22 protein-coding genes, 1 tRNA gene and 1 pseudogene are annotated in these 25,989 nt (G+C 55.1%); 17 read left to right on the top strand and 7 right to left on the bottom strand.

Going from position 1 to position 25,989, the window contains the following annotated elements; genetic code table 11:
• Positions 1–157: 157 nt before the first annotated feature.
• The 5 genes and pseudogenes from FHC49_RS19855 to FHC49_RS19835 all read left to right on the top strand — a co-directional run bounded on the left by FHC49_RS19855 (position 158) and on the right by FHC49_RS19835 (position 6,110).
• A complete protein-coding gene (locus tag FHC49_RS19855) occupies positions 158–463 on the top strand; it encodes a YsaB family lipoprotein (RefSeq protein ID WP_185667437.1) in 306 nt (101 codons plus the stop codon).
• Between the two features lie 138 nt (positions 464–601).
• Entirely contained in the window at positions 602–1,513 is a 912-nt protein-coding gene (gene glyQ, locus FHC49_RS19850) for a glycine--tRNA ligase subunit alpha (protein WP_035893112.1), read from the top strand.
• A 9-nt stretch (positions 1,514–1,522) separates the two neighbouring features.
• Positions 1,523–3,592: a glycine--tRNA ligase subunit beta gene (glyS, locus tag FHC49_RS19845; RefSeq protein ID WP_185667436.1), complete on the top strand. Its 2,070-nt coding sequence runs from the start codon at positions 1,523–1,525 to the stop codon at positions 3,590–3,592.
• A 442-nt stretch (positions 3,593–4,034) separates the two neighbouring features.
• Positions 4,035–4,199, top strand: coding sequence for a type I toxin-antitoxin system toxin HokA (gene hokA / locus FHC49_RS19840; RefSeq protein WP_220440678.1), 165 nt, complete (start codon positions 4,035–4,037; stop codon positions 4,197–4,199).
• Positions 4,200–4,503: 304 nt separating this feature from the next.
• Positions 4,504–6,110 (top strand): annotated as a pseudogene (locus tag FHC49_RS19835) (ABC-F family ATP-binding cassette domain-containing protein).
• 54 nt (positions 6,111–6,164) lie between these two features.
• On the opposite strand, the gene cspA reads toward FHC49_RS19835, so the two are convergent.
• Together cspA and FHC49_RS19825 are read right to left on the bottom strand one after the other, a co-directional pair.
• Positions 6,165–6,377 carry an RNA chaperone/antiterminator CspA gene (gene cspA / locus FHC49_RS19830; RefSeq protein WP_035893107.1) on the bottom strand — a complete coding sequence of 71 codons (213 nt, stop codon included), beginning with the start codon at positions 6,375–6,377 and terminating at the stop codon, positions 6,165–6,167.
• Positions 6,378–6,737: 360 nt separating this feature from the next.
• Entirely contained in the window at positions 6,738–8,081 is a 1,344-nt protein-coding gene (locus FHC49_RS19825) for an MFS transporter (protein WP_220440677.1), read from the bottom strand.
• A 419-nt stretch (positions 8,082–8,500) separates the two neighbouring features.
• Here FHC49_RS19825 and FHC49_RS19820 point away from each other — a divergent pair, with 419 nt between their 5' ends.
• Entirely contained in the window at positions 8,501–9,211 is a 711-nt protein-coding gene (locus FHC49_RS19820; protein ID WP_220440676.1) for a DUF3053 domain-containing protein, read from the top strand.
• Positions 9,212–9,250: 39 nt separating this feature from the next.
• Here the strand turns inward: FHC49_RS19820 and ghrB are convergent, their stop codons facing one another.
• Both ghrB and FHC49_RS19810 read right to left on the bottom strand, forming a co-directional pair.
• Positions 9,251–10,225, bottom strand: coding sequence for a glyoxylate/hydroxypyruvate reductase GhrB (ghrB, locus tag FHC49_RS19815; protein ID WP_220440675.1), 975 nt, complete (start codon positions 10,223–10,225; stop codon positions 9,251–9,253).
• A 137-nt stretch (positions 10,226–10,362) separates the two neighbouring features.
• The gene (locus tag FHC49_RS19810) at positions 10,363–11,022 is read right to left on the bottom strand and encodes an OmpA family lipoprotein (RefSeq protein ID WP_220440674.1); all 660 of its coding nucleotides are present in this window, start codon (positions 11,020–11,022) and stop codon (positions 10,363–10,365) included.
• Between the two features lie 166 nt (positions 11,023–11,188).
• Here FHC49_RS19810 and FHC49_RS19805 point away from each other — a divergent pair, with 166 nt between their 5' ends.
• Positions 11,189–13,522 (top strand): molybdopterin guanine dinucleotide-containing S/N-oxide reductase, encoded by a 2,334-nt coding sequence (locus FHC49_RS19805; protein ID WP_220440673.1) that lies wholly within the window; start codon positions 11,189–11,191, stop codon positions 13,520–13,522.
• Here the strand turns inward: FHC49_RS19805 and FHC49_RS19800 are convergent.
• Genes FHC49_RS19800 through FHC49_RS19790 form a run of 3 tightly spaced genes read right to left on the bottom strand, consistent with a single transcriptional unit; the run spans position 13,485 to position 14,726 of the window.
• Positions 13,485–13,931: an N-acetyltransferase gene (locus FHC49_RS19800; protein WP_220440672.1), complete on the bottom strand. Its 447-nt coding sequence runs from the start codon at positions 13,929–13,931 to the stop codon at positions 13,485–13,487. The two genes, FHC49_RS19805 and FHC49_RS19800, sit on opposite strands and share 38 nt — an antisense overlap.
• Positions 13,909–14,490, bottom strand: coding sequence for a DNA-3-methyladenine glycosylase I (gene tag, locus FHC49_RS19795; protein WP_185667429.1), 582 nt, complete (start codon positions 14,488–14,490; stop codon positions 13,909–13,911). Before tag ends, FHC49_RS19800 begins: the two co-directional genes overlap by 23 nt.
• Complete coding sequence (locus FHC49_RS19790) at positions 14,469–14,726, bottom strand: hypothetical protein (RefSeq protein WP_185667541.1); 258 nt, start codon at positions 14,724–14,726, stop codon at positions 14,469–14,471. Before FHC49_RS19790 ends, tag begins: the two co-directional genes overlap by 22 nt.
• Here FHC49_RS19790 and FHC49_RS19785 point away from each other — a divergent pair.
• From FHC49_RS19785 to FHC49_RS19740, 10 genes are all read left to right on the top strand, one after another.
• Positions 14,648–15,355, top strand: coding sequence for an autotransporter outer membrane beta-barrel domain-containing protein (locus FHC49_RS19785; RefSeq protein WP_185667428.1), 708 nt, complete (start codon positions 14,648–14,650; stop codon positions 15,353–15,355). The two genes, FHC49_RS19790 and FHC49_RS19785, sit on opposite strands and share 79 nt — an antisense overlap.
• 171 nt (positions 15,356–15,526) lie before the next feature.
• Positions 15,527–16,729 carry an MFS transporter gene (locus FHC49_RS19780; protein ID WP_220440671.1) on the top strand — a complete coding sequence of 401 codons (1,203 nt, stop codon included), beginning with the start codon at positions 15,527–15,529 and terminating at the stop codon, positions 16,727–16,729.
• 211 nt (positions 16,730–16,940) lie between these two features.
• Positions 16,941–18,632, top strand: coding sequence for a kdo(2)-lipid A phosphoethanolamine 7''-transferase (eptB, locus tag FHC49_RS19775; RefSeq protein WP_220440670.1), 1,692 nt, complete (start codon positions 16,941–16,943; stop codon positions 18,630–18,632).
• Between the two features lie 80 nt (positions 18,633–18,712).
• Positions 18,713–18,789 (top strand) — tRNA-Pro (locus tag FHC49_RS19770).
• 644 nt (positions 18,790–19,433) lie between these two features.
• A complete protein-coding gene (gene dppA / locus FHC49_RS19765; RefSeq protein WP_185667425.1) occupies positions 19,434–21,041 on the top strand; it encodes a dipeptide ABC transporter periplasmic-binding protein DppA in 1,608 nt (535 codons plus the stop codon).
• A gap of 160 nt (positions 21,042–21,201) precedes the next feature.
• Positions 21,202–22,221, top strand: coding sequence for a dipeptide ABC transporter permease DppB (gene dppB, locus FHC49_RS19760; protein ID WP_220440669.1), 1,020 nt, complete (start codon positions 21,202–21,204; stop codon positions 22,219–22,221).
• A gap of 9 nt (positions 22,222–22,230) precedes the next feature.
• The gene (gene dppC, locus FHC49_RS19755; RefSeq protein ID WP_185667423.1) at positions 22,231–23,124 is read left to right on the top strand and encodes a dipeptide ABC transporter permease DppC; all 894 of its coding nucleotides are present in this window, start codon (positions 22,231–22,233) and stop codon (positions 23,122–23,124) included.
• A 10-nt stretch (positions 23,125–23,134) separates the two neighbouring features.
• Positions 23,135–24,118 carry a dipeptide ABC transporter ATP-binding protein gene (dppD, locus tag FHC49_RS19750; protein WP_185667422.1) on the top strand — a complete coding sequence of 328 codons (984 nt, stop codon included), beginning with the start codon at positions 23,135–23,137 and terminating at the stop codon, positions 24,116–24,118.
• Positions 24,115–25,125 carry a dipeptide ABC transporter ATP-binding subunit DppF gene (gene dppF / locus FHC49_RS19745; RefSeq protein WP_220440668.1) on the top strand — a complete coding sequence of 337 codons (1,011 nt, stop codon included), beginning with the start codon at positions 24,115–24,117 and terminating at the stop codon, positions 25,123–25,125. The genes dppD and dppF overlap by 4 nt, the downstream gene beginning before the upstream one ends.
• A 397-nt stretch (positions 25,126–25,522) precedes the next feature.
• Positions 25,523–25,630, top strand: coding sequence for a type I toxin-antitoxin system toxin Ldr family protein (locus FHC49_RS19740; RefSeq protein ID WP_115073682.1), 108 nt, complete (start codon positions 25,523–25,525; stop codon positions 25,628–25,630).
• Positions 25,631–25,989: the final 359 nt, after the last annotated feature.

Genomic DNA, 25,989 nt, shown 5'->3' with positions numbered 1-25,989 from the left:
TTCCGCTATAAATAAGGTCAGACTCGCCCCAGTGCTAGCTATCTCACTGGATAATTCCGAGTTTCTCACCCTGCACTTGTGATGGCGTAGTAATCTTCGCACAATGCGGCGGTAAGAAAGGGGTAAAGCCTAAAATAACAGCCCGGTAAGATAAATAATGATGATGAAGTCTCTCTCTACTTTGCTGGCACTTATTGTCCTCGCAGGGTGCTCGTCGGCTGAACCGCCGGTGGTGCAAAAATCGCAAAGCGCGCGGGTGAATTCCGAGCGTTCGCTCTCCATGGAGCAACTGTGCAAAGACAACGCGGCAGAGCGCTATAATACGGCGGCGAAGAAAATCGACGTCACCGGGTTTGAACGTTTTCAGGGCAGCTACGAACTGCGTGGCTATACCATGCGAAATGAAAGTTTTGTCTGCTCTTTCGATGCTGATGGCCGATTTTTACATCTCTCCATGAGCTAAAACAGGTAGGTTGGCGGCAAAAACCGGCCTGTTTTTCCCAATTTAGTCTAAACAACCTCGTTTCATACTGTATATCTCGCAGCCAGCGGGTATACTGACTCCTTCCTTTAAATCCACACGTATCCAGCACGAAATCATATGCAAAAGTTTGATACCAGGACCTTCCAGGGCCTGATCCTGACCTTACAGGATTACTGGGCTCGTCAGGGCTGCACCATTGTTCAACCACTGGACATGGAAGTTGGCGCTGGCACCTCACACCCGATGACTAGCCTGCGTGCGTTGGGGCCAGAACCGATGGCAACTGCCTACGTGCAGCCTTCCCGTCGCCCAACCGATGGCCGTTATGGCGAGAACCCGAACCGTTTACAACACTACTATCAGTTCCAGGTAGTGATTAAACCGTCTCCGGACAATATCCAGGAGCTGTACCTCGGATCGCTGAAAGAGCTGGGTATGGACCCGACCATTCACGACATTCGTTTCGTGGAAGACAACTGGGAAAACCCAACGCTGGGTGCCTGGGGTCTGGGTTGGGAAGTGTGGCTGAACGGCATGGAAGTGACCCAGTTCACTTACTTCCAGCAGGTTGGCGGTCTGGAATGTAAGCCGATCACCGGCGAGATCACCTACGGTCTGGAACGTCTGGCGATGTACATTCAGGGCGTAGACAGCGTTTACGACCTGGTCTGGAGCGACGGCCCGCTGGGTAAAACCACCTACGGCGACGTGTTCCATCAGAACGAAGTGGAGCAGTCCACCTACAACTTTGAATACGCGGACGTGGACTTCCTGTTCACCTGCTTTGAGCAGTACGAGAAAGAAGCGCAGCAGCTGCTGGCGCTGGAAACTCCGCTGCCGCTGCCTGCTTACGAGCGTATTCTGAAGGCCGCCCATAGCTTTAACCTGCTGGATGCGCGTAAAGCCATCTCCGTCACCGAACGTCAGCGCTATATCCTGCGCATTCGTACCCTGACCAAAGCAGTGGCAGAAGCTTACTATGCTTCCCGTGAGGCCCTCGGCTTCCCGATGTGCAACAAGAATAAATAAGAGGCGGCCATGTCTGAAAATACTTTTCTGGTGGAAATCGGCACTGAAGAGCTGCCACCAAAAGCGCTGCGCAACCTGGCTGAATCCTTTGCTGCGAACGTCACGGCAGAGCTGGATAACGCCGGCCTCGCGCACGGTAACGTTGAATGGTTTGCCGCTCCTCGCCGTCTGGCGCTGAAAGTGGCAAATCTGGCGGCTGCGCAAGCGGATCGCGAAGTTGAAAAACGCGGCCCGGCAATTGCTCAGGCGTTTGACGCGGAAGGTAAACCAAGCAAAGCGGCTGAAGGCTGGGCGCGCGGCTGCGGTATCACCGTCGATCAGGCTGAGCGTCTGACCACAGATAAAGGCGAATGGCTGCTGTATCGCGCGCACGTGAAAGGTGAAAGCACCGAAGCGCTGCTGCCGAACATGATTGCCAACTCGCTGGCTAAGCTGCCAATTCCTAAGCTGATGCGCTGGGGCGCGTCTGACGTCCACTTCGTGCGTCCGGTTCACACCGTGACCCTGCTGCTGGGTGATAAAGTCGTTCCGGCGACCATTCTCGGCGTGCAGTCCGATCGCATCATCCGCGGTCACCGTTTTATGGGCGAGCCTGAGTTCACCATCGACAATGCCGACCAGTACCCGCAGATTCTGCTGGAACGCGGCATGGTGATGGCTGACTACGAAATGCGTAAAGCCAAAATTAAAGCTGATGCTGAAGAAGCGGCGCGTAAGATTGGCGGCAATGCGGATCTCAGCGAAAGCCTGCTGGAAGAAGTCACCTCACTGGTGGAATGGCCGGTGGTGCTGACCGCGAAGTTCGAAGAGAAATTCCTCGCGGTACCAGCTGAAGCGCTGGTTTACACCATGAAGGGCGATCAGAAGTACTTCCCGGTTTATGACAACGCGGGCAAGCTGCTGCCAAACTTCATCTTCGTGGCGAACATCGAGTCGAAAGACCCGCAGCAGATTATCTCCGGTAACGAGAAAGTGGTTCGTCCACGTCTGGCTGATGCAGAGTTCTTCTTCAATTCTGACCGTAAAAAACGTCTGGAAGATCACCTGCCGCGCCTGCAAACCGTGCTGTTCCAACAGCAACTGGGTACGCTGCGTGATAAGACTGACCGTATTCAGGCGCTGGCCGGCTGGATCGCGGGCCAGATTGGCGCTGACGTCAACCACGCAACCCGTGCAGGCCTGCTGTCCAAGTGTGACCTGATGACCAACATGGTCTTCGAGTTCACCGACACCCAGGGTGTGATGGGCATGCACTACGCGCGCCATGATGGCGAAGCGGAAGACGTTGCCGTTGCGTTGAACGAGCAGTATCAGCCGCGCTTTGCCGGTGACGATCTGCCGTCTAACCCGGTTGCTTGTGCGCTGGCGATTGCTGACAAGATGGACACCCTGGCGGGTATCTTCGGTATTGGTCAGCATCCGAAAGGCGACAAAGACCCGTTTGCGCTGCGTCGTGCTGCGCTGGGCGTGCTGCGTATCATCGTTGAGAAGAACCTGCCGCTGGATCTGCAGACCCTCACCGAAGAAGCGGTGCGTCTGTACGGTGACAAGCTGACCAACGCGAAAGTGGTGGATGAAGTTATCGACTTCATGCTCGGTCGTTTCCGCGCCTGGTATCAGGACGAAGGCTACACCGTTGACACCATCCAGGCCGTGCTGGCACGTCGTCCGACTCGTCCAGCCGATTTCGATGCGCGTATGAAAGCAGTGTCCCACTTCCGCACGTTGGAAGAGGCCTCTGCGCTGGCTGCGGCCAACAAGCGTGTATCCAACATCCTGGCGAAATCAGACGAAACGCTGAACGATATCGTTCACGCTTCCGTGCTGAAAGAAGCGGCGGAAATCAAGCTGGCGGGTAACCTGGTTGTGCTGCGCGACAAACTGCAGCCGTACTTTGCGGAAGGTCGTTATCAGGAAGCGTTGGTTGAACTGGCATCCCTGCGTGAGCCGGTGGATGAGTTCTTCGAGAACGTGATGGTTAACGCTGAAGACCAGAACGTGCGTGTGAACCGTCTGACGCTGCTGTCTAAACTGCGCGATCTGTTCCTGCAGGTAGCGGATATTTCGTTGCTACAGTAATCAGTCTGCTGATAATTAAAAACCTGCTCACGAGCAGGTTTTTTTATGTCTAAAATATTATTACCAGAACCATTAATAATTCCAGTATTAATAAATATGTTTATAGATATTTATGACTGAGAAATATTTTAGGAATACATCAAAGTAAGATAGTGTAATATTTAAGGTAGAATGATTGCGGGTGCTTGAGACTGTCTGTCTCAGGTATTCGCCCGATGGCAGACAGAGAAAAGCCCCACCTGATGGTAAATCAAAGTGAGGCCAATTCTATGCATGAACACCATAAGGTTAGCCTCTTACTTGTTGAAAATCAACACAGGAGGCCAGGGATGCCGCAAAAATCTATGTTGTATATACCCGTCATACTTCAAGCTGCAGGCGCGTTGGCTGCGTTCGCTCACCCCAGTCACGTACTTATGTACGCTCCTGGGGATTCCCTCTCTTGCCGCCTTCCTGCAACTCGAATTATTTAGGGTATAGTTTGATAGTGATATGTCTCACTATTTTATTATTTACCTGGATGGTTCGTGATTCATTATGTGAATTGCATATTAAGCAAGGAAACAATGAATTAGCGGCATCTTTAGCTTGCGATATTAGACAGTAAGGGCGTACGGCGGGGAATATTCCCCGCCGCTATTGCGGCGTTATGCAGGCTCAATGCACCCTATTTTATTTACCAAAATAATATTATGGTTTTCCGTTAGCGGAAGGCCTATTTTTTTATGGATATGAAAATTGTGCAAAAAAGAACCTTGAAATGGCTGGCGCAATGCGTTTATGCTTTGCCGCGACGAATCCCTCGTCTCACTGAGGCACACTGAAAATGGACAAACACACCTGCTGAATTCGAATCCTTGCTGAGCGCTTGCCGCAAGCAGGGGAACTATTGATTTCATTCAGGAGTGCTTATGGCCCATTGTGCGCAATCCCCTTCTTTTGTTTTACATCAGGTTACCTGTCAGTTTGCGACGGGTGATACTCTTTTTGGCCCGCTGAATTTATCGCTGGAGCGTTCACTGTGTGGCCTTGTCGGGCGCAACGGTGTGGGCAAATCCCGACTGCTGCGCATGCTGGCGAGCGTTGATGAACCTTCTTCCGGACATATTGAATGTTTTACATCCTGCGCTTATGTGGCTCAGCAGCATGCGGCCTCAGCGGAAACCACGCTAGCTGAGTTGCTGGGATACGAGGCAATTTTTGCCGCGCAGTGGCGTCTCGAGCAAGGCCAGCCCCACGATGACGACATCGAGACGCTGGACGGTTTCTGGGATCTATCGGACCGGCTCCATGTCGCTTTCCAGGGGGCAGGGTTGGGTGAGTTTAGCCCGCTAAGGCTGGCCAGCTCCTTAAGCGGCGGCGAACGGGTGAAAGCGCTGCTTTGCGCTGCGTTCACCTCCGGCGCCCATTTTCTGCTCCTTGATGAACCCACCAACCATCTGGATAGGTCAGGACGCGAGTGGTTCTATCAACAGCTCGACGCCTGGCAGGGCGGGGCGCTTGTCGCGAGCCACGACCGGGAACTGTTGGCTCGGATGCCGCGCATTCTTGAGCTGACGCCTGTGACGCTACGCAGTTATGGCGGTAGCTACGAGCAGTATCAGCAGCAGCGTGATGCGGAACAGCAGGCGGCGCGAGCCGCGCTCGATCATGCCGCCACACGCGTGCCAGGCTGCACAAAGAGCATGATGACTGCCAAAGGCGTTCAGCCAAAACGCTCCGCACCGTTGATTCTCTCAATATCGCCTCGTTTGAACGGGTGAAGTACAAAGGGGCGGCAAGAGAGCGGCCTGGTACCCTGTTGCGCCAGCATCGTGAGCAGCAGAGTGCATTGGACAGTGCGGTGAAGCAGGCACGGGAGCGGATGGAAGAGGATACGCCAGTGATGTTTACACTGCCCGGTAGCATGGTGCCCTGCGGTAAGCAGGTTCTGGTGCTGGAGGCGTTACAGCTGGTACATCAGGCGCATCCTGCTCTCGACTGGCGCATGGACGGTCCGATGCGGGTCGCGCTGCGTGGCCCTAATGGCTGCGGAAAAACGACGTTGCTTAAAACGATCGTTGGGCTTGAAACGCCTCTGACCGGACACTGTCAGCTTTCGGTCGCGGCTGCCTGGCTGGATCAGCACCTTAGCCAGTTCGACTTATCGTTATCAGTAATGGACCATCTTCGCGCGGGCGATACGCCGCTGGAGGAAGGGGTGCTTCGCACCCGGCTGGCGCAGTTGCAGCTTGGGGCGAATAAAGTCAATCTGCCGTTATCAGCGCTCAGCGGTGGTGAGCGGTTAAAGGCGGCGCTGGCCTGCGTGCTGTGGCGGCGAGAATCTACGCAGCTCTTGTTGCTGGATGAACCGACCAACCATCTCGATCTGGCATCGGTGCAGGCCATTGAAGCGGCGCTGGCTGATTTTCCGGGGGCGATGCTGGTGGTGTCTCACGATGAGACGTTCTTACAGAGGCTGAAACTGACACATGCGCTGGAGTGGCGTGAGTCGGGCTGGCATTTTACCGCGCTATAGATAAAAAAAATCCCCGCCATAGGGCAGGGATTTTCAATTCTTAGCGGCGTTAACTTACAGGGAAGTTACGTTGCCAGCTGCTGGGCCTTTAGCGCCGTTCTCGATGGTGAAGGAAACTTTCTGACCTTCGTCCAGAGATTTGTAGCCATCGTTCTGGATAGCAGAGAAGTGTACGAACACGTCTTTAGAACCATCGTCAGGAGTGATGAAGCCGAAACCTTTATCAGCGTTGAACCATTTTACGATACCAGTCATTTTACCGGACATAGAAATTACCTTTAAAAATTAATTGAGCCTTACGGCGATATGGCATGCTTTACAGAATTTAAAGCGTAAAGGAAATGTCACTACGAGGGGTACCAATGGATAACCTTGAAGGGAACTGCTTTACTCAACTGCTTTGTGGTCTGTATGTCAAACCGTGGACGTATTAACGCATACTTCTTATCGCAAAAGCAAACGTTATCTACGGATAAATTACAAAGCCCCTGGGGTTTTAGCATTGGTATTGATTCGTAATTGATTGATAAGTAATGATTGTTGATACTTGTGAGCGGTTTGTAAAAAAACGTTATTTGACCCCGGCAGCGCACTGCCGGGGTCAAATATCAGACCTTTTGCGCCGATTCAGGCAGCGTTGTCGCTTTGATTCTGCTGATTTTTACCGGCCGCGTACTTCACCATTAGCGCGATGGCCGACAGCACTGCGGGGATCGCCAGCAGGGCAAAAATGGTCTTAAACGACAGCTCGGCCTGCATCAGGAAAGCGCCGCTGAAGGCACCGAGGATCCCGCCGAAGCGCCCCAGGCCCAGCATCCAGGCCACGCCAGTTGCACGCCCCTGGGTTGGATAAAAGCCGGCCGCCAGCGCTGGCATCGAGGACTGTGCGCCGTTCATAATCGTCCCCGCGATAAACACCATCACGCCCATCAGCACCAGGTTGCTGGTTGAGAAGCCCACCAGGCAGACAAAGATGCCAGTTAGCAGGTAGCCTACCGCCACCACTTTGTTCGGGTTGATTTTGTCCATCAGCGCGCCCAGCACCAGCACGCCAATGCCTCCACCGAGCGGGAACAAGGCGGTGATGACGGAAGCCTGGCTCAGCGTCGCGCCGGTCTCACGGATCAGCAGCGGTAACCAGCTGGTCAGCAGATAGAAGATCAGCAGGCCCATAAAGTAGGTCAGGCACAGCATGATGGTACCCACCAGGTAGCGCGGCGAGAAAATGACTCCCAGCGCCGACTGCTCTTTGACCTGGCCCGCCTCCTGCAGGACAAAGCGCGTGTTCTCGGGCAGCGCGGCAATGCGGCGCAAAATATTGCTAATCTGCTGCTGAGAGCGGTTTTTGACCGCCAGATAACGGGCCGACTCCGGCAGCAGGAAAATTAACGCGACCGCCAGCGCCAGCGGCATCACGCCGCCCAGCACCAGTACGCTCTGCCAGCCGTAATGCGGGATCATCCATGCGGAGATGAAGCCGCCCATTGATGAACCAATCGGGAAGCCGACGAACATCAGGTTAACCATCAGCGCGCGGCGGCGCTCCGGCGCGTATTCGCTCATTAACGTTGCGGCGTTAGGCATGGCGGCACCAAGCCCTAAGCCGGTTAAGAAGCGCAAAACCGTCAGCTGCGTCAGCGAGGTCGCGAAGGCGGTAATCAGGCTGAAGCCGCCAAAGACCAGAATCGACAGCACCAGCACCTTTTTGCGGCCAATGCGGTCGGCCATCGGCCCTGCGGTCAGCGCGCCGACGGCAAGTCCCACCAGCGCGGCGCTCATCACCGGGCCGAGGTCAGATTTCTGCACGCCCCATTCCTGAACCAGGTCGGACGCAATAAAGCCGATAATGGCGGTATCGAAGCCGTCCAGCGCGACGGTCACAAAGCACAGCACCAAAATCATCCACTGGTACTTTGAGAAGGGGTGGCGGTTGATAAAAGCCTGAATATCCGTTGTTGTCTGTGTTGTCATGCGGTAATTCCTGCTAATCGGTGCAAAGAAGTGGTTTTTTCAACGCTTATCTTCTTCGTCGGTATTGAGGTGTTTGGGCGATTATCGAACGTTTTGTCGTTAATCGTTCGTTAAATAAAATCACTTATGCCGCAGGACAACAATCTGCCGTGGTCAGGAAGTGTGCGATTATCGCGCTATCCGTGATGAATTGGCTTGTTAGTAGATGAAAAATGGTGCTATATCATAGTGTTAATCCTTTTTTTGTACCGGGTTTTCACGACGATAAATGTGATGGATGCAACAGCTCGTTAACATTTTTCGGTAACCGCCGGAGAACGTATGAAAAAGGTATCTTGCGGCGCGGCTCTGGACTATCCTTGTCACCGTTAGGCACGCGTGTGCCGGTTTGCGCTTTTTTTGGCTGAAGGAGTATGAAAATGGCGACAGGAAAGTCCTGCTCTCGCTGGTTTGCGCCTGTTGCGGCGTTATTAATGGTGGTTAGCCTGAGTGGGTGTTTTGATAAGGAAGGCGATCAGCGTAAAGCATTCGTCGATTTCCTGCAGAATACCGTTATGCGCGGCGGTGAACGCCTGCCGACGCTGACCGCTGACCAGAAAAAACAGTTCGGTCCTTTTGTTTCCGACTACGCCGTTATTTATGGCTACTCACAGCAGGTAAGCCAGGCGATGGATGCAGGTTTGCGTCCGGTTGTTGATAGCGTTAACGCGATTCGCGTGCCGCAGGATTACATGACCCAGCGCGAGCCGCTGCGTCAGGCTAATGGTTCACTGGGCGTGCTGAGCCAGCAGCTGCAGAATGCGAAAATGCAGGCTGATGCCGCGCATGCTGCGCTGAAACAGGCCGATGACCTGAAGCCGGTGTTTGATCAGGTATACAGCAAAGTCGTGACCGGCCCGTCCGATGCGCTGCAGCCGCTGATCCCGGCCGCGCAGGTGTTCACTCAGCAACTGGTGCAGGTGGGTGATTTTATTGCGCAGCAGGGTACTCAGGTGAGCTTCGTGGCGAACGGTATTCAGTTCCCAACTTCGCAGCAGGCAAGTCAGTACAATTCGTTGATTGGCCCGCTGGCGGCACAGCACCAGGCGTTTAGCCAGGCGTGGACCGCGGCAGTTAACGCTACCAGATAAGCATTATGGCTGCCCGGCGCGATGCCGGGCAGCATCGTTTTACCCCGCAACCTGCGGGTTCACGCAGTTCTTCTCCACGTTCCCCTGCAGCGCATCAATCAGGTTATCTACCGCACAGGCCGCCATGTTGTAGCGGGTTTCATGCGTCGCGGAACCGATATGCGGCAGCGCCACCACGTTAGGCAACTTCAGCAGTGGGGAGTCTACCGGCAGCGGCTCTTGCTCAAATACGTCCAGCCCAGCGGCGTGGATCTCACCGTTTTTCAGCGCGGCAATCAGCGCCTGCTCATCCACAACCGGGCCACGGCCGGCGTTGATAAAGATGGCGGAGGATTTCATTCGGGCAAACTGCTCGGCGCCGAACAGGTGGTGCGTTTCTTCGCTTAGCGGCAGGATCAGGCAGACGAAATCGGCTTCTTCCAGCAGCGTATTTAAATCACAGTAGCGGGCATTAAAGCGCTCTTCCGCCTGCGGGTGGTGGCGTCGTGCGTTGTAGAGAATCGGCATGTTGAAGCCGAAATGCGCGCGCTGGGCGAGGGCCATACCAATACGCCCCATCCCGACAATCCCCAACGTCTTGTGGTGTACGTCGATGCCGAACCAGTCTGGGCCAATCCCCTGCTTCCACTCGCCTGCTTTGACACGCTCGGCCACTTCCACCACGCGACGGGCGGAGCTTAATACCAGCGTCATCAGCGTATCGGCCACGGTTTCGGTGAGCACCGTCGGCGTGTGCATCAGCAGAACGCGACGAGCGTTTAGCGCCTCGACATCGAAATTGTCATAGCCCACGGAGATGGTGGAGGTGGCGCGCAGCTTCGGCATCTTCTCTAACAAAGCAGTATCAACGGTTTCACTCGAGCCCAACAGCCCTTCGGCATTGGCGAACGCCTCGGCGTGCTGTTGCACAGTCTCTGGGTGCAGGTTGGGTACGCGGGTGACGGTGAAATGATCGTTCAGGCGTTGTAACAAATCATCAGGCAGGGCTTTGTAGAGAATAACGGACGGCTTCATGGGTATCTCCATGGGTTGAAGAGGGAAGTGTTGATCGTTAGCAGGCTTAACAATCCCACAGCGGGGCGAAAAGTACCAGTCCTGAAAATGGGGTGGGAAGAAACCGGACAGGGAAAGCGTCCTGTCCGGTCAGGGCGTTACTGCGGGCTTAAGGTGATTTCTACGCGACGGTTCTGCGCTTTGCCTTCCGCGGTGCTGTTACTGGCGATAGGATTCGCCGGGCCCATACCGGAAGTCCGGATACGAGCAGCGGCCACGCCCTGGGTGATAAGCGAGCTGGCAACGGAGTCAGCGCGCTGTTGCGACAGCGTCATGTTCAACTGCTGGCTGCCGGTGCTGTCGGTATAGCCGACCACGTTCACCGCGGTTTTCTCATACTCTTTCAGCACCATTGCTACACCGGTCAAAGTGTTAGCCCCTGCGGGTTTGAGGGTGGAAGAGGAGCTGTCGAAGGTGACGTTGTTTGGCATGTTCAGCACGATATTATTGCCGTTACGCGAGACGCTCACGCCGGTCCCCTGCATTTTCTGACGCAGTTTGGCTTCCTGTGCATCCATGTAATAGCCCACGCCACCGCCAACGGCTGCACCGGCCGCCGCGCCAATCAGCGCGCCTTTGCCGCGATCGTGCTTAGACGAGGCCAGTGCGCCGATACCCGCGCCCACGAGTGTCCCGAGGCCTGCGCCAATGCCGGTTTTGCTGGCTTCCTGTTCGCCGGTATACGGGTTGGTGGTACAGCCGGAAACGGCCAGTGCGCCGCTAACCAGGGCTGCAATCATGAGCATGCGTTTTTTCATCTTATTTCCTTAATCCTTTTTATTCTTTGCCACGGCAGGTGTGGCGGTTGATTATGACGTGCAAAACCGGGGAAAATTCCCGGAATATTTTGTCTTTTTGTAAAAAACATTGAGCGATGAACACAACGTCGCCGAACCACCTGCATCAGCTATCCGGGAGCTCGCTTTGCCACATTCACCGACCACGAAAACTATCCTGACTGCCGCCCACTGGGGCCCCATGTGGGTTGAGACCGACGGAGAGCGCGTGCTCTCTTCACGCGGTGCGCTGAAAACGTCGTTCACCAATTCTCTGCAAAGCGTGGTCCGCGATCAGGTGCACAGTAAAACGCGTGTACGCTACCCGATGGTGCGTAAGGGCTTTCTGGCATCGCCGAGCCGTCCTCAAGGCGTTCGCGGTCAGGATGAGTTTGTGCGGGTGAGTTGGGACGAGGCGTTGACGCTGATTGACCAGCAGCACCGCCGTATTCGTGAAAGCTACGGGCCGTCGTCCATTTTTGCGGGGTCGTACGGCTGGCGTTCAAACGGCGTATTGCACAAAGCGGCGACGCTACTTCAGCGCTATATGAGCCTGGCGGGCGGTTATACGGGGCATCTGGGGGATTATTCCACCGGCGCGGCACAGGCGATCATGCCGCACGTGGTGGGCGGCAACGAGGTCTATCAGCAGCAGACCAGCTGGCCGATGGTGCTGGAACACACCGACGTGGTGGTGCTGTGGAGCGCCAACCCAATGAATACGCTGAAAATTGCCTGGAACGCTTCTGACGAGCAGGGTCTGCCCTATTTTGAACAACTGCGTAAAAGCGGTAAACGCCTGATCTGTATCGATCCGATGCGATCGGAAACCGTTGCCTTCTTCGGCGAGTCAATGGAGTGGATTGCGCCACACATGGGCACGGACGTGGCGCTGATGCTGGGCATCGCCCATACGCTTGTCGTCAATAATTGGCACGATACCGACTTTTTATCGCGCTGCACCACCGGTTTCCCGACGTTTGCCGATTACCTGCTGGGTAAAAGCGACGATGAACCGAAGTCTGCTGAATGGGCGGCTGCGATTTGTGGTGTGAGCGCAGATAAAATTCGTGAACTGGCGGAAATCTTCCATAAAAATACCACCATGTTGATGTCTGGCTGGGGGATGCAGCGCCAGCAGTTTGGTGAGCAAAAGCACTGGATGCTGGTGACGCTCGCCGCCATGCTGGGGCAGATCGGTACGCCGGGCGGCGGCTTTGGCCTCTCTTACCACTTTGCGAACGGTGGTAACCCGACGCGTCGCGCAGCGGTGCTGGCATCCATGCAGGGCACGGTAAAAGATGGCGTTGATGCCGTTGATAAAATTCCGGTAGCGCGTATCGTCGAGGCGCTGGAAAACCCCGGTGCGCCGTACCAGCATAACGGATTGGATCGCCACTTCCCGGATATCCGCTTCGTCTGGTGGGCCGGCGGTGCCAACTTTACCCATCATCAGGACACCAACCGGCTGATTCGCGCCTGGCAAAAGCCAGAACTGGTCGTCATTTCTGAATGCAACTGGACGGCAGCGGCGCGCCATGCCGATATCGTGCTGCCCGCCACCACCTCGTTTGAACGCAACGACCTCACCATGACCGGCGATTACAGTAATCAGCACCTGGTGCCGATGAAGCGCGTGGTGATGCCGCGTGATGAAGCGCGCGATGATTTTGAGGTGTTTGCCGACCTCAGCGAGCGTTGGGAAACCGGTGGGCACGCGCGATTTACCGAAGGGAAAAGCGATCTGCAGTGGCTGGAAACCTTCTATCACATTGCCGGGCAACGCGGAGCCAGCCAGCAGGTGACGCTGCCGCCGTTTGCTGAATTCTGGCAGGCCAACGAATTGATTGAGATGCCGGAGAGCGAGCAGAACGCCGCCTTCGTGCGCTTTGGCGCATTTCGTGCCGATCCGCAGGCGAATCCGCTGAAAACGCCAAGCGGTAAAATTGAGATCTACTCCGAGCGTATTGCCAGCTTCCAGTATCCCGACTGTCCGCCGCACCCGATGTGGCTGGAGCCAGACGAGTGGCACGGCAATGCGCAACCGGGCCAGCTTCAGCTGTTGTCCGCCCATCCGGCGCATCGCCTGCACAGCCAGCTTAACCATACTGCGCTGCGTGAACGCTATGCGGTTGCTGGGCGTGAGCCGCTAACGCTGCACCCGCAGGATGCGCAGGCCCGGCAGATTAACGATGGCGATCTGGTACGTGTCTGGAACCATCGCGGTCAGGTGCTGGCGGGGGCGGTGGTGAGTGAGGACATCAAGCCCGGCGTTATCTGCCTGCATGAAGGGGCATGGCCGGATTTAGACCTTCAGGCGGACGGTATTTGTAAAAACGGTGCGGTGAATGTTCTCACCAAAGATATCCCCAGCTCGCGGCTGGGGAACGGGTGCGCGGGGAATACGGCGCTGGCCTGGATTGAAAAATATGCGGGGCCAGCGCTTACGCTAACGGCGTTTGATCCGCCTGCCAATGCATAATCCAGGTCGGATGCCGGGTTTCATCCTGCCACGCGCTGTCCTGAATACGGAAACCCTGCGCGTGGTAGAAATTCACCGCCCGGCTGTTTTTCTGATACACCTCCAGGCTGAGCTCGGAGAAGCGCTGCTTCACGACGCTCAGCAGCGCGCTACCAATGCCGTGGTGGAGCCGGTTCGGCGCGACAAACAGCGCGCCGACGAACCTTGCTTCAATCACGCTGACAAACCCCTGTAGCCGCTGCTCCTCCTCAAAGACCCAAGTTTCTGCCGCCGGGAGATAGGTATCGCGCACGATGGGCAGGCTCTCCTGCCAGTACTGGGGGGCGATAAACGGGTGTGCGTAGGTGGTGCTTTCCAGCCACAGCCCCAACAGCGGTTCAAACTGGCTAGTGTTCCATTTTCTTATCATGCTGAGCTCCAGGATGGCAGAAGCAGTGGGTGACATGGTCGTTGACCAGCCCACAGGCTTGCATGAAGGAATAACAAATCGTGGTGCCAACAAACTTAAAGCCACGTTTTTTCAGTGCCTTAGATAGCGCATCAGAGGCGGGCGTTGAGGTAGCAATGCCGCTCAGTTCGGCGGCCTGGGTGACGATTGGGGTGTTATCAACAAACGACCAGACAAAATCATTAAACGATTCGCCGTTGGCTTCCATCGCCAGGAAGGCGCGAGCGTTGCCGATAATGGCCTGAATTTTTCCCCGATGGCGAATGATACCGGCATCCAGCACCAGTCGCTCCACGTCAGCTTCGGTCATCGCGGCAACCTTGACCGGATCGAAATGGTGAAACGCATGGCGATAGTTTTCGCGTTTTTTCAGTACGGTAATCCAGGAAAGTCCGGCCTGTTGTCCTTCCAGACAAATCATCTCAAACAGCTCCTGGTTATCCCTTTGGGGCACGCCCCATTCAGTGTCGTGATACGCGATGTACAGCGGATCCTGACTTACCCAACCACAGCGTTGCATTTGATTCTCCCTGTTTTTGTTGATGGATCACGACTGATAATAAAACCCTGCACTTCTCTTGACGCTGATAAGAAAATAGCAATAGTTAGTACAGGGGAGTTCCCCTCTAAAAACATAACAATAATTGCCGAATCTGGCTCTTTAGTGGAGTCAATTAATGAATAATAAGAAATGCAATGGCCTTTGGCGATGTGCTGTTCCGGCATCGGGCTTTGTGTGGATGTTACTTTCGCCACATGCAAATGCCTGGCAACAGGAATATATCGTGTCTGATGGGCAAAGTAATACTGCCGAGCGCTATACATGGGATAGCGATCACCAACCGCGCTATGACGATATCCTTGCTGAACGCATTGAGGCGCTGCAGGCGGGGGCCGGGGTCAATATGAATCTGCCGGATAACACCCCGCTGGATGCGACTAAAACCATGAGCATCGGCTTGAATATTCCGCTCACGGAAAATATGACGATGGGCCCCGTTGCCGCCTGGCACTATGACGGCTCGCCGGGCTTCATGTGGAATGAGTTCGGCGATACGGTGAACAGCGTTTCGCAGTCCGATGCGCTGTGGCACGCCAGCGTCAGTACGCTGGGCTGGCGTGTGGATACCCATCCGTGGCTAGGGATCCGTCCTTGGGCCCAGGTGAGCTACAACCAACAGTTTGGTGAAAACCAATGGAAAGCGCAGTCCGGGCTTAACCGTACGCCAACCTCAACGCAGGATGGCAACTGGGTCGATGTGACTCTGGGGGCTGATATGTTATTAAATTCACATCTGGCCGCCTATGCCGCACTCTCGCAGGCCGATAATATGTCTGCTGGCACCAACTACTCCTACATGATGGGCGTGAGCGCGCGCTTCTGATCTACGATGTTTCTTTGAAAAATTCAGCGGCAGGTGATTTTTGGCAATGCCATTCATTCCGCCGCTGATGCATTTCATTCCGTTCTGAATGCACTTCATGCCTTTTAAAACCCGCAAAAATGCTAACTTCGTTATCGTTGGCAGCAGTTAATTTAAGAAGGCATCATCATCATGAACGCTGCAACCAAAAATCATACCCGCTGGCTGACATTGTTCGGCACCATCATTACCCAATTCGCATTAGGTTCCGTTTATACCTGGAGCCTGTTTAACAGCGCGTTGTCCACTAAGCTGGATGCATCCGTTAGCCAGGTGGCGTTCTCCTTCGGTTTATTAAGTTTAGGTCTGGCGCTCTCTTCTTCCGTCGCCGGTAAATTACAGGAACGCTTCGGTGTAAAACGCGTCACGATGGCTTCCGGTATTCTGCTGGGTATCGGTTTCTTCATGACTGCTCATGCGAACAATCTGATGATGCTGTGGCTGAGCGCGGGGGTTATTGTGGGTCTGGCGGACGGCGCGGGTTATTTGCTGACGCTCTCCAACTGCGTGAAATGGTTCCCGGAGCGTAAAGGCCTGATCTCCGCCTTTGCGATCGGTTCTTATGGTTTAGGTAGCCTTGGTTTTAAATTCATCGATAGCCAACTGCTGGCAACGGTAGGTCTGGAAAAAACCTTCATGATCTGGGGCGCTATCGTACTGGTGATGATTGTCTTTGGTTCCATGCTGATGACCGATGCACCAAACCAGAAAGTCACCACCACCAACGGCGTTGTCGCGAACGATTTCACCCTGGCAGAATCCATGCGTAAACCGCAGTACTGGATGCTGGCCGTGATGTTCCTGACTGCCTGCATGAGCGGCCTGTATGTTATCGGCGTAGCGAAAGACATCGCGCAGGGTATGGTACACCTGGATCTGGCAACTGCAGCGAACGCCGTGACCGTTATCTCCATTGCTAACCTGGGCGGCCGTCTGGTTCTGGGTATTCTGTCTGATAAAATTGCGCGTATCCGTGTTATTACCATCGGCCAGGTTATCTCGTTGGTGGGTATGGCGGCGCTGCTGTTCGCTCCGCTGAATGAAGTGACCTTCTTTGCGGCGATTGCCTGTGTGGCCTTTAACTTCGGTGGCACCATCACCGTCTTCCCATCGCTGGTCAGCGAATTCTTTGGCCTGAACAACCTGGCGAAAAACTACGGTGTGATTTATCTGGGCTTCGGTATCGGCAGCATCTGTGGTTCCCTGATTGCGTCGATGTTCGGCGGGTTCTACATCACCTTCTGCGTCATCTTCGCACTGCTGATTCTCTCTCTGGCACTGTCTACAACAATTCGTCAGCCAAAAACAGAAGTTCTGCAGGAAGCTCACGCTTAATTATTACCTTTCCTCTTAAGTTGATTCTGACCAAATATTGTAAATGTTTGGTCAGATCACACTCTCTCCGAATACTTTTCTCCTTTCTTGTTGTCTACTTATCGCGCTTGCATGTGATGCCTGTAATGGCATAACACATATATTAATTGGTTCGCTAATAATGTGATTTGGCACCAGTTTTTCTTTTTCCCTTTTTCCAGGGTTTTGTTGAATGCGATATATAAAAGCGATGTCCCAGCAGACGTTGAGTCTTCTGCTGGCGGTCTACATCGGCTGGTTTATGAACTTCTCCGTATTGTCCCGTCGGTTTGAGGGGTATTTGCAGGACTTCAGTTTCGAGAAAGGTCTGTTCATCGTTATTGAGCTTGTTGGTACGCTGCTGGTGACCTTCTTCTTATTCCGCGTGCTTTCTATTGGGGGCCGTCGGTTGTGGAAGGTGCTAGCAACGCTGGTGGTGCTGATTTCTGCTGGCGCCAGCTATTACATGACCAACCTGAACGTCGTGATTGGCTATGGCATTGTGGCTTCGGTCATGACCACTGATGTTGATCTGTCGAAGGAGGTCGTAGGCTGGCACTTTATCAGCTGGCTGGTGCTGACCAGTATCCTGCCGCTGGCCTGCATCTGGATTAACCAGGCGCGCGATACGCTGCTTTATCAACTGCGCACGTCGGGGCAGCGCCTTCGCGGTATTGCGATTGTGCTGCTGTCGGCGCTGCTGGTTTGGGGGCCGATTCGTCTGATGGAGGTCCATCTGAAGGAGACCGAGCGGCTGTCGCAGGTGGATCTGCCGAGCTATGGCGGCGTGCTGGCAAACTCTTACCTGCCGAGCAACTGGGTGGCGGCGCTGGGGCTTTATGGCTGGACGCAGGTTGATGAGTCGACGGATACCCGTGAACTGTTCGACCCGGCGAAGAAATTCACCTATATCGCGCCAAAGGATATTGATGACACCTACATGGTGTTTATCATCGGCGAAACCACCCGCTGGGATCATATGGGCCTGTTTGGCTACGAGCGCAATACCACGCCGGGTCTGGCAAAAGAGAAAAACCTGGTCGCGTTCCGCGGCTACTCCTGTGATACCGCCACCAAGCTTTCGCTGCGCTGTATGTTTGTCCGCCAGGGCGGGGCGAGCGATAACCCGCAGCGCACGCTGAAAGAGCAGAACGTCTTTGCGGTGCTGCATCAATTGGGCTTCACCGGCGACCTGCTGGCGATGCAGAGCGAGCTGTGGTTCTACAGCAACACGATGGCGAACAATATTGCCTATCGCGAGCAGATTGGCGCGGAGCCGCGTAACCGTGGCAAGAGCGTGGACGATATGCTGCTGGCCGACGAATTGCAAAACGTGATCGCCCGTCAGAGCGAGAAGGGCAAACACCTCATTATTATCCACACCAAAGGCTCGCACTTTAACTACACCCAGCGTTACCCGCGCAACTTTGCGCAGTGGAAACCGGAGTGTGTGAACGTGGACGACAAGTGCAGTAAGGCGGAGCTTATCAACTCCTACGATAACTCCATTACCTATGTCGATCACTTCCTGGTGAACGTCTTTGATCAGCTGCGCGACAAGAAAGCGATTGTCTTCTTTGCCGCGGATCACGGTGAGTCGATTAACGAGCACGAACGCCTGCACGGCACGCCGCGTAAGATGGCGCCACCGGAGCAGTTCCGCGTGCCGATGATGGTCTGGATGTCGGATAAATATCTGCAAAATCCGGATCACGCGAAGTCGTTCGCTTACCTGCAACAGCAGGCGGCGATGAAGCAGCCGAAGCGCCACGTGGAGCTGTACGATACGATCATGGGCTGCCTGGGTTACACCTCACCAGACGGCGGTATCAATGCGTTCAACAACTGGTGCCACGTGCCGGAAACCCAGAAAGTGGCGCAGTGATGCGTTCTTCATCGAACAAAAGGCATGGTTTTAATAAGGGATTGACGACCAAAAAACGCAGCAGTAAGATCTGCTGCGTACGGTGATTGGCGCAGTCTGGTAGCGCACTTCGTTCGGGACGAAGGGGTCGGAGGTTCGAATCCTCTATCACCGACCAGTTTGGAAAGCCTGCTCAACGAGCAGGCTTTTTGCGTTTATAGCCCTGGTATCCTGGACGAGACGTTTATGCTGATTCCGGGGAGATCCCGGCGGCGCTTCGCTTGACCGGGCTACATGCTACTTGTTCACAATTTTGTGACATATTCCATTGTATTTTCGTATGCATAGACGAATCTTTTTTTTCGCTGCTTATGACTAAGCTCAGCATTTTCCCCTGTGCGTTTTAACGTTCGCGGCATTAATCGCTCAGATTATCATCATATCGAAATAAATTTTTCACATAACGGCTAAATGTTAATCGCTGAATGTTGCAAAATATTAAGTGGATTACTCTGCCTTCTTGCCCATAGCATAAATTTCTCTGCTGAAAATAGTGCTTCGGGGTTTTTTTAATCTTTGCCCATCCATTCTCACCTTCAATACAAATCCCGGTTAACTGTATTGACGTTTTCACATTCTATTGACAGATTGTAGGGCATGAGGGGCATTTCATGGAGAATCCGCACTGCAACTCAGATGTTCCAGTGAAAGGAATCCCTCGCCTCTATATGCACCGACCAAGCCGGGTAAAAAATAAATAAGGTCAGGCGGTGTAACCCAATGCAAAGGGTAAAAACAACACATATCACATTGGAGCAGAAAATGAGTATTTCCTTGAAGAAGTCAGGGATGCTGAAGCTGGGTCTCAGCCTGGTCGCCATGACCGTTGCAGCCAGCGTACAGGCAAAAACCCTGGTTTATTGTTCAGAAGGCTCGCCGGAAGGCTTTAACCCACAGCTCTTTACGTCTGGTACCACCTATGATGCCAGCTCCGTACCAATCTATAACCGTCTGGTTGAATTCAAAACCGGCACCACGGAAGTCATTCCGGGTCTGGCTGAGAAATGGGACATCAGCCCGGACGGCAAAACCTACACCTTCCACCTGCGTCAGGGCGTGAAGTGGCAGGACAATAAAGATTTTAAACCAACGCGTGACGTGAACGCCGACGATATCGTCTTCTCCTTCGACCGTCAGAAAAACGCGCAGAACCCGTACCACAAAGTCTCTGGCGGCAGCTATGAATACTTTGAAGGGATGGGCCTGCAGGACCTGATTAGCGAAGTGAAAAAAGTCGACGATCATACCGTTCAGTTCGTGCTGACTCGCCCGGAAGCGCCGTTCCTGGCCGACCTGGCGATGGACTTCGCGTCTATTCTGTCAAAAGAATATGCTGACAACATGCTGAAAGCCGGCACGCCGGAGAAAGTTGACCTGAACCCAATCGGTACTGGTCCTTTCCAGCTGGTTCAGTACCAGAAAGACTCCCGTATTCTGTACAAAGCCTTCCCGGGCTACTGGGGCACCAAGCCGCAGATCGATCGCCTGGTCTTCTCCATCACGCCTGACGCTTCCGTGCGTTACGCCAAGCTGCAGAAGAATGAGTGCCAGGTTATGCCGTACCCGAACCCGGCTGACATCGCACGCATGAAAGAAGACAAGAGCATCAACCTGATGGAACAGGCTGGCCTGAACGTGGGTTACCTCTCCTTCAACACCGAGAAAAAACCGTTTGATGACGTGAAAGTGCGCCAGGCGCTGACCTACGCGGTCAACAAAGAAGCGATCATCAAAGCCGTTTATCAGGGTGCAGGCGTTGCGGCTAAGAACCTGATCCCGCCAACCATGTGGGGCTATAACGACGACGTCAAAGACTACAGCTACGATCCGGAAAAAGCCAAGGCGCTGCTGAAAGAAGCGGGCCAGGATAAAGGCTTCACCGTTGAGCTGTGGGCGATGCCGGTACAGCGTCCGTACAACCCGAACGCTCGCCGTATGGCCGAGATGATTCAGGCTGACTGGGCGAAGATCGGCGTACAGGCCAAAATCGTGACCTACGAATGGGGTGAGTACCTCAAGCGTGCGAAAGCCGGTGAACACCAGGCTGTCATGATGGGCTGGACCGGCGACAACGGGGATCCGGATAACTTCTTCGCGACGCTGTTCAGCTGCGCGGCGGCGAAAGACGGTTCTAACTACTCTCGCTGGTGCTACAAGCCGTTTGAAGATCTGATTCAACCGGCACGTGCTACCGATGACCACAACAAACGCGTTGAGCTGTACAAACAGGCTCAGGTGGTGATGCACGATCAGGCTCCAGCGCTGATCATCGCTCACTCCACCGTATACGAGCCGGTGCGTAAAGAAGTCAAAGGCTATGTGGTTGACCCATTAGGTAAGCACCACTTCGACAACGTATCTATCGAATAATAAAGACGATGCCCTAACCGGCAGCGCATCGCTTCCTGCCCCCCTTGGGGTGGGAAGCTGTGCCGTATCTGCGCCTCTCGCGTTTAAGAAAGGCGGCAGATTTGTGAGCAATACAGACGACCTGTGACCAGGCGGGCCGTCATTAGAGAGAATCAGGGTTATGTTGCAGTTCATCCTCAAACGATTGGGTCTGGTGATCCCGACGTTTATCGGTATCACCCTCCTCACGTTTGCCTTCGTGCATATGATCCCCGGCGATCCGGTGATGATTATGGCGGGCGAGCGTGGTATTTCCCCTGAGCGCCATGCCCAGCTTCTGGCCGAACTCGGCCTGGATAAGCCAATGTGGCAACAGTACCTCCACTATATCTGGGGCGTACTGCACGGTGACTTAGGCATTTCATTGAAAAGCCGACTCCCGGTGTGGGACGAGTTCGTGCCGCGCTTTAAAGCGACGCTGGAGCTCGGTATCTGCGCCATGATTTTCGCCATTGCCGTGGGTATCCCGGTGGGCGTGCTGGCCGCGGTTAAGCGCGGTTCCATCTTCGATCACACCGCCGTTGGCCTGGCGCTGACCGGTTATTCCATGCCGATTTTCTGGTGGGGCATGATGCTTATCATGCTGGTGTCGGTGCACTGGAACCTGACCCCGGTCTCTGGACGCGTCAGCGATATGGTGTTCCTTGACGACTCTAATCCGCTGACCGGCTTTATGCTGATTGATACCGCCATCTGGGGCGACCCGGGCAACTTCATTGATGCGCTGGTGCACATGGTTCTGCCGGCCATTGTGCTCGGGACTATTCCGCTGGCGGTGATCGTGCGTATGACCCGTTCCTCCATGCTGGAAGTGCTGGGCGAAGACTATATCCGTACCGCGCGCGCCAAGGGTTTAACCCGTATGCGCGTGATCATCGTTCACGCCCTGCGTAACGCGATGCTGCCGGTGGTGACCGTTATCGGCCTGCAGGTGGGTACGCTGCTGGCAGGTGCGATTCTGACGGAAACCATCTTCTCCTGGCCGGGTCTCGGACGCTGGCTGATTGACGCGCTGCAACGCCGTGACTATCCGGTAGTGCAGGGTGGGGTGCTGCTGGTGGCGACGATGATTATCCTCGTCAACCTGCTGGTAGACCTGCTGTACGGCGTGGTGAACCCGCGCATTCGTCATAAGAAGTAAGGGGCCATCATGTCACAAGTTACTGAGAATAAAGCACCGGTGCCGATGACCCCGTTCCAGGAATTCTGGCACTATTTTAAGCGCAATAAAGGCGCGGTTGTCGGCCTGGTTTACGTGGTTATCGTGCTGTTTATCGCTATCTTCGCCAACTGGATTGCGCCGTACAACCCGGCCGATCAGTTCCGCGATACGCTGCTCGCGCCGCCGGCGTGGCAGGAAGGTGGCACCTGGGCGCATCTGTTTGGTACCGATGATGTGGGCCGCGATGTGCTGTCCCGTCTGATGTACGGTGCGCGCCTGTCGCTGCTGGTTGGCTGTCTGGTCGTGGTGCTGTCGCTGGTGATGGGCATTGTACTGGGGCTGGTTGCGGGTTACTTTGGCGGCCTCGTCGATAACATCATCATGCGCGTCGTCGACATCATGCTGGCGTTGCCAAGCCTGCTGCTGGCGCTGGTGCTGGTGGCTATCTTCGGCCCGTCGATCGGCAACGCCGCGCTGGCGCTGACCTTTGTCGCCTTGCCGCACTACGTCCGTTTAACCCGCGCTGCCGTTCTGGTGGAGGTGAACCGCGACTACGTGACCGCTTCCCGCGTGGCGGGTGCCGGGGCGATGCGCCAGATGTTCGTCAACATTTTCCCAAACTGCCTTGCGCCGCTGATTGTTCAGGCATCGCTCGGTTTCTCCAACGCCATTCTCGATATGGCTGCCCTCGGCTTCCTGGGGATGGGCGCACAGCCGCCTACGCCGGAGTGGGGCACCATGCTCTCTGACGTACTGCAATTTGCGCAAAGCGCCTGGTGGGTTGTGACCTTCCCTGGGCTGGCAATTTTGCTGACGGTACTGGCGTTTAACCTGATGGGTGACGGTCTGCGTGACGCGCTCGATCCCAAACTGAAGCAGTAAGGGGACCGAGATGGCGTTATTAAATGTAGATAAATTATCGGTGCACTTCGGCGACGAAGGCACACCGTTCAAAGCCGTAGACCGCGTGAGCTACAGCGTAAACCAGGGCGAGGTTGTCGGCATCGTCGGCGAATCCGGCTCGGGTAAGTCCGTGAGCTCGCTGGCGATTATGGGGCTGATCGATTATCCCGGCCGCGTGATGGCCGAAAGCCTGCTGTTTAACGGTCAGGATCTGAAGCGCATCTCTGAGAAAGAGCGTCGCAACCTGGTGGGCGCCGAAGTGGCGATGATCTTCCAGGACCCGATGACCAGCCTTAACCCGTGCTATACCGTCGGCTTCCAGATTATGGAAGCGATTAAGGTGCATCAGGGCGGCAACAAGAGCACGCGTCGTCAGCGGGCCATCGACCTGTTAAATCAGGTGGGCATCCCTGACCCGGCTTCGCGCCTGGACGTGTATCCGCACCAGCTTTCCGGTGGGATGAGCCAGCGCGTGATGATCGCCATGGCGATTGCCTGTCGTCCGAAGCTGCTGATTGCCGATGAACCAACTACCGCGCTGGATGTGACTATTCAGGCGCAGATTATCGAGCTGTTGCTGGAGCTTCAGCAGAAAGAGAATATGGCGCTGATCCTGATCACTCACGATCTGGCGCTGGTGGCCGAAGCCGCGCACAAAATCATCGTGATGTACGCCGGTCAGGTGGTAGAGACGGGCGCTGCGGGCGATATTTTCCGCGCCCCGCGTCATCCGTACACACAGGCGCTGCTGCGTGCGTTACCGGAATTTGCTCAAGATAAAGCGCGTCTGGCATCACTGCCGGGCGTGGTGCCGGGTAAATACGACCGCCCGAACGGCTGTCTGCTGAACCCGCGTTGCCCGTATGCTACGGATAAATGCCGTAGCGTAGAGCCTGAGCTGAATACCGTTGACGGTGCTCGCCAGTCAAAATGTCACTACCCACTCGATGATGCCGGGAGGCCCACACTATGAGTACGCACGAGGCCACCTTGCAACAGCCGCTGTTGCAGGCAATTGACCTGAAAAAACACTATCCGGTGAAGAAGGGGATGTTCGCCCCGGAACGCTTGGTGAAAGCGCTGGACGGCGTGTCATTTACCCTGGAGCGCGGCAAAACGCTGGCGGTGGTCGGGGAATCCGGCTGTGGTAAATCGACGTTGGGCCGTCTGCTGACGATGATCGAAACGCCGAGTGGCGGTGAGCTTTACTATCAGGGGCAGGATCTGCTCAAACATGATCCGCATGCGCAGAAACTGCGTCGGCAGAAAATCCAGATTGTGTTCCAGAACCCGTACGGTTCTCTGAACCCGCGTAAAAAAGTGGGGCAAATTCTGGAAGAGCCGCTGCAGATTAACACCTCGCTCAGCAAAGAGCAGCGCCGCGAAAAAGCGTTGGCGATGATGGCGAAAGTGGGCTTGAAAACCGAGCACTATGACCGCTATCCGCACATGTTCTCCGGTGGCCAGCGTCAGCGTATTGCGATCGCCCGTGGTCTGATGCTTGACCCGGACGTCGTGATTGCCGATGAACCGGTCTCCGCGCTCGATGTTTCCGTGCGTGCGCAGGTGCTGAACCTGATGATGGATTTGCAGCAGGAGTTGGGGCTCTCTTACGTCTTTATCTCCCACGACCTGTCAGTCGTAGAGCACATTGCTGATGAAGTTATGGTGATGTACCTCGGCCGCTGCGTGGAGAAAGGGACGAAGGACCAGATCTTCAACAATCCGCGTCACCCGTACACCCAAGCGCTGCTCTCCGCGACGCCACGTCTGAATCCGGACGATCGCCGCGAGCGCATCAAGCTGACCGGCGAGCTGCCAAGCCCGCTGAATCCACCGCCGGGCTGTGCTTTCAATGCCCGCTGCCGTCGCCGCTTTGGCCAGTGCACCCAGCTGCAACCGCAGCTGAAAGAGTATGGTGGTCAGTTGGTGGCATGCTTCGCGGTCGATCAGGATGAGAATCCAGAGAAAACGGCGTAACCCGATAACCGAGCCGCAGAGGTAAAACTCTGCGGCTTTTTTCATTTTTGTAGCCCGGGCAAGGCGTTTACGCCGCCCCCGGGACAGCTCGGTGCCTATCCCGGCATCGATTCCCGGCGTCGCATGCGCTCGGCCGGGCTACGCGTAGGTCGGGCGCAATTCTGAAAATGGGGTTGTGACGGCGAGCTGAAAGGTTGTTTGCAGTAGTATCGTCGTCAAGCCGGGTTTCCGGTGAGGCGCAATGTTGCGGGGGCTTGATCCCCGGTGGCATAGGTTGCTGGAATGAGAAAACCCCCGCACGTTGTTTGGTATAAACCAGCAACATAACGGGGGCCATTCTTTGACTCGCAAACAAAGGATAGCCGCGAACTGTTGCTATTGCAACCAAGGCGGCTACATGACGCTTGCAGAGCTTGGCGTGCTTTTCTGGCACGATCTGGCAGCTCCGATTGCGGTGGGAATTATCACCAGCGCCATTCTGAGCTGGTGGCGTAACCGGAAATAACGCTCGCTGAGGGGCGTCTGTCCGCCGCAGTGGCAACATGCGCCCGAACCGGGTCGCAGGAGTAAAACCCTGCGGCCCTTTTCGTTTTTGTCGCCCGGGCAAGGCGTTTACGCCGCCCCCGGCCGGGCTACGCGTAGGTCGGGCGCTATTCTGAAAATGGGGTTGTGACGGCGAGCTGAAGGGTTGTTTGCAGTAGTATCGTCGTCAAGCCGGGTTTCCCGGTGAGGCGCAATGTTGCGGGGGCTTGATCCCCGGCGGCATCGGTTGCTGGAAAGAGAATACCCCCGCACGTTGTTTGGTATAAACCAGCAACATAACGGGGGCTATCACTTGCCTGAACAACAAGAGAATAGCCGCGA

This window comes from Kluyvera sp. EC_51 (assembly GCF_019584505.1).
Lineage (GTDB): Bacteria > Pseudomonadota > Gammaproteobacteria > Enterobacterales > Enterobacteriaceae > Kluyvera > Kluyvera sichuanensis.
The sequence above is the reverse complement of the archived record's forward strand: the minus strand, read 5'-3'. Positions and strand labels throughout refer to the sequence as shown.

What these genes read in the sequence shown, in the direction of transcription:
- FHC49_RS19855 (WP_185667437.1), top strand. Translation starts at nt 158, where the DNA reads ATGATGATGAAGTCTCTCTCTACTTTGCTGGCACTTATTGTCCTCGCA.
- glyQ (WP_035893112.1), top strand. Translation starts at nt 602, where the DNA reads ATGCAAAAGTTTGATACCAGGACCTTCCAGGGCCTGATCCTGACCTTA.
- glyS (WP_185667436.1), top strand. Translation starts at nt 1,523, where the DNA reads ATGTCTGAAAATACTTTTCTGGTGGAAATCGGCACTGAAGAGCTGCCA.
- cspA (WP_035893107.1), bottom strand. Translation starts at nt 6,377, where the DNA reads ATGTCCGGTAAAATGACTGGTATCGTAAAATGGTTCAACGCTGATAAA.
- FHC49_RS19825 (WP_220440677.1), bottom strand. Translation starts at nt 8,081, where the DNA reads ATGACAACACAGACAACAACGGATATTCAGGCTTTTATCAACCGCCAC.
- FHC49_RS19820 (WP_220440676.1), top strand. Translation starts at nt 8,501, where the DNA reads ATGGCGACAGGAAAGTCCTGCTCTCGCTGGTTTGCGCCTGTTGCGGCG.
- ghrB (WP_220440675.1), bottom strand. Translation starts at nt 10,225, where the DNA reads ATGAAGCCGTCCGTTATTCTCTACAAAGCCCTGCCTGATGATTTGTTA.
- FHC49_RS19810 (WP_220440674.1), bottom strand. Translation starts at nt 11,022, where the DNA reads ATGAAAAAACGCATGCTCATGATTGCAGCCCTGGTTAGCGGCGCACTG.
- FHC49_RS19800 (WP_220440672.1), bottom strand. Translation starts at nt 13,931, where the DNA reads ATGATAAGAAAATGGAACACTAGCCAGTTTGAACCGCTGTTGGGGCTG.
- tag (WP_185667429.1), bottom strand. Translation starts at nt 14,490, where the DNA reads ATGCAACGCTGTGGTTGGGTAAGTCAGGATCCGCTGTACATCGCGTAT.
- FHC49_RS19785 (WP_185667428.1), top strand. Translation starts at nt 14,648, where the DNA reads ATGAATAATAAGAAATGCAATGGCCTTTGGCGATGTGCTGTTCCGGCA.
- FHC49_RS19780 (WP_220440671.1), top strand. Translation starts at nt 15,527, where the DNA reads ATGAACGCTGCAACCAAAAATCATACCCGCTGGCTGACATTGTTCGGC.
- eptB (WP_220440670.1), top strand. Translation starts at nt 16,941, where the DNA reads ATGCGATATATAAAAGCGATGTCCCAGCAGACGTTGAGTCTTCTGCTG.
- dppA (WP_185667425.1), top strand. Translation starts at nt 19,434, where the DNA reads ATGAGTATTTCCTTGAAGAAGTCAGGGATGCTGAAGCTGGGTCTCAGC.
- dppB (WP_220440669.1), top strand. Translation starts at nt 21,202, where the DNA reads ATGTTGCAGTTCATCCTCAAACGATTGGGTCTGGTGATCCCGACGTTT.
- dppC (WP_185667423.1), top strand. Translation starts at nt 22,231, where the DNA reads ATGTCACAAGTTACTGAGAATAAAGCACCGGTGCCGATGACCCCGTTC.
- dppD (WP_185667422.1), top strand. Translation starts at nt 23,135, where the DNA reads ATGGCGTTATTAAATGTAGATAAATTATCGGTGCACTTCGGCGACGAA.
- dppF (WP_220440668.1), top strand. Translation starts at nt 24,115, where the DNA reads ATGAGTACGCACGAGGCCACCTTGCAACAGCCGCTGTTGCAGGCAATT.
- FHC49_RS19740 (WP_115073682.1), top strand. Translation starts at nt 25,523, where the DNA reads ATGACGCTTGCAGAGCTTGGCGTGCTTTTCTGGCACGATCTGGCAGCT.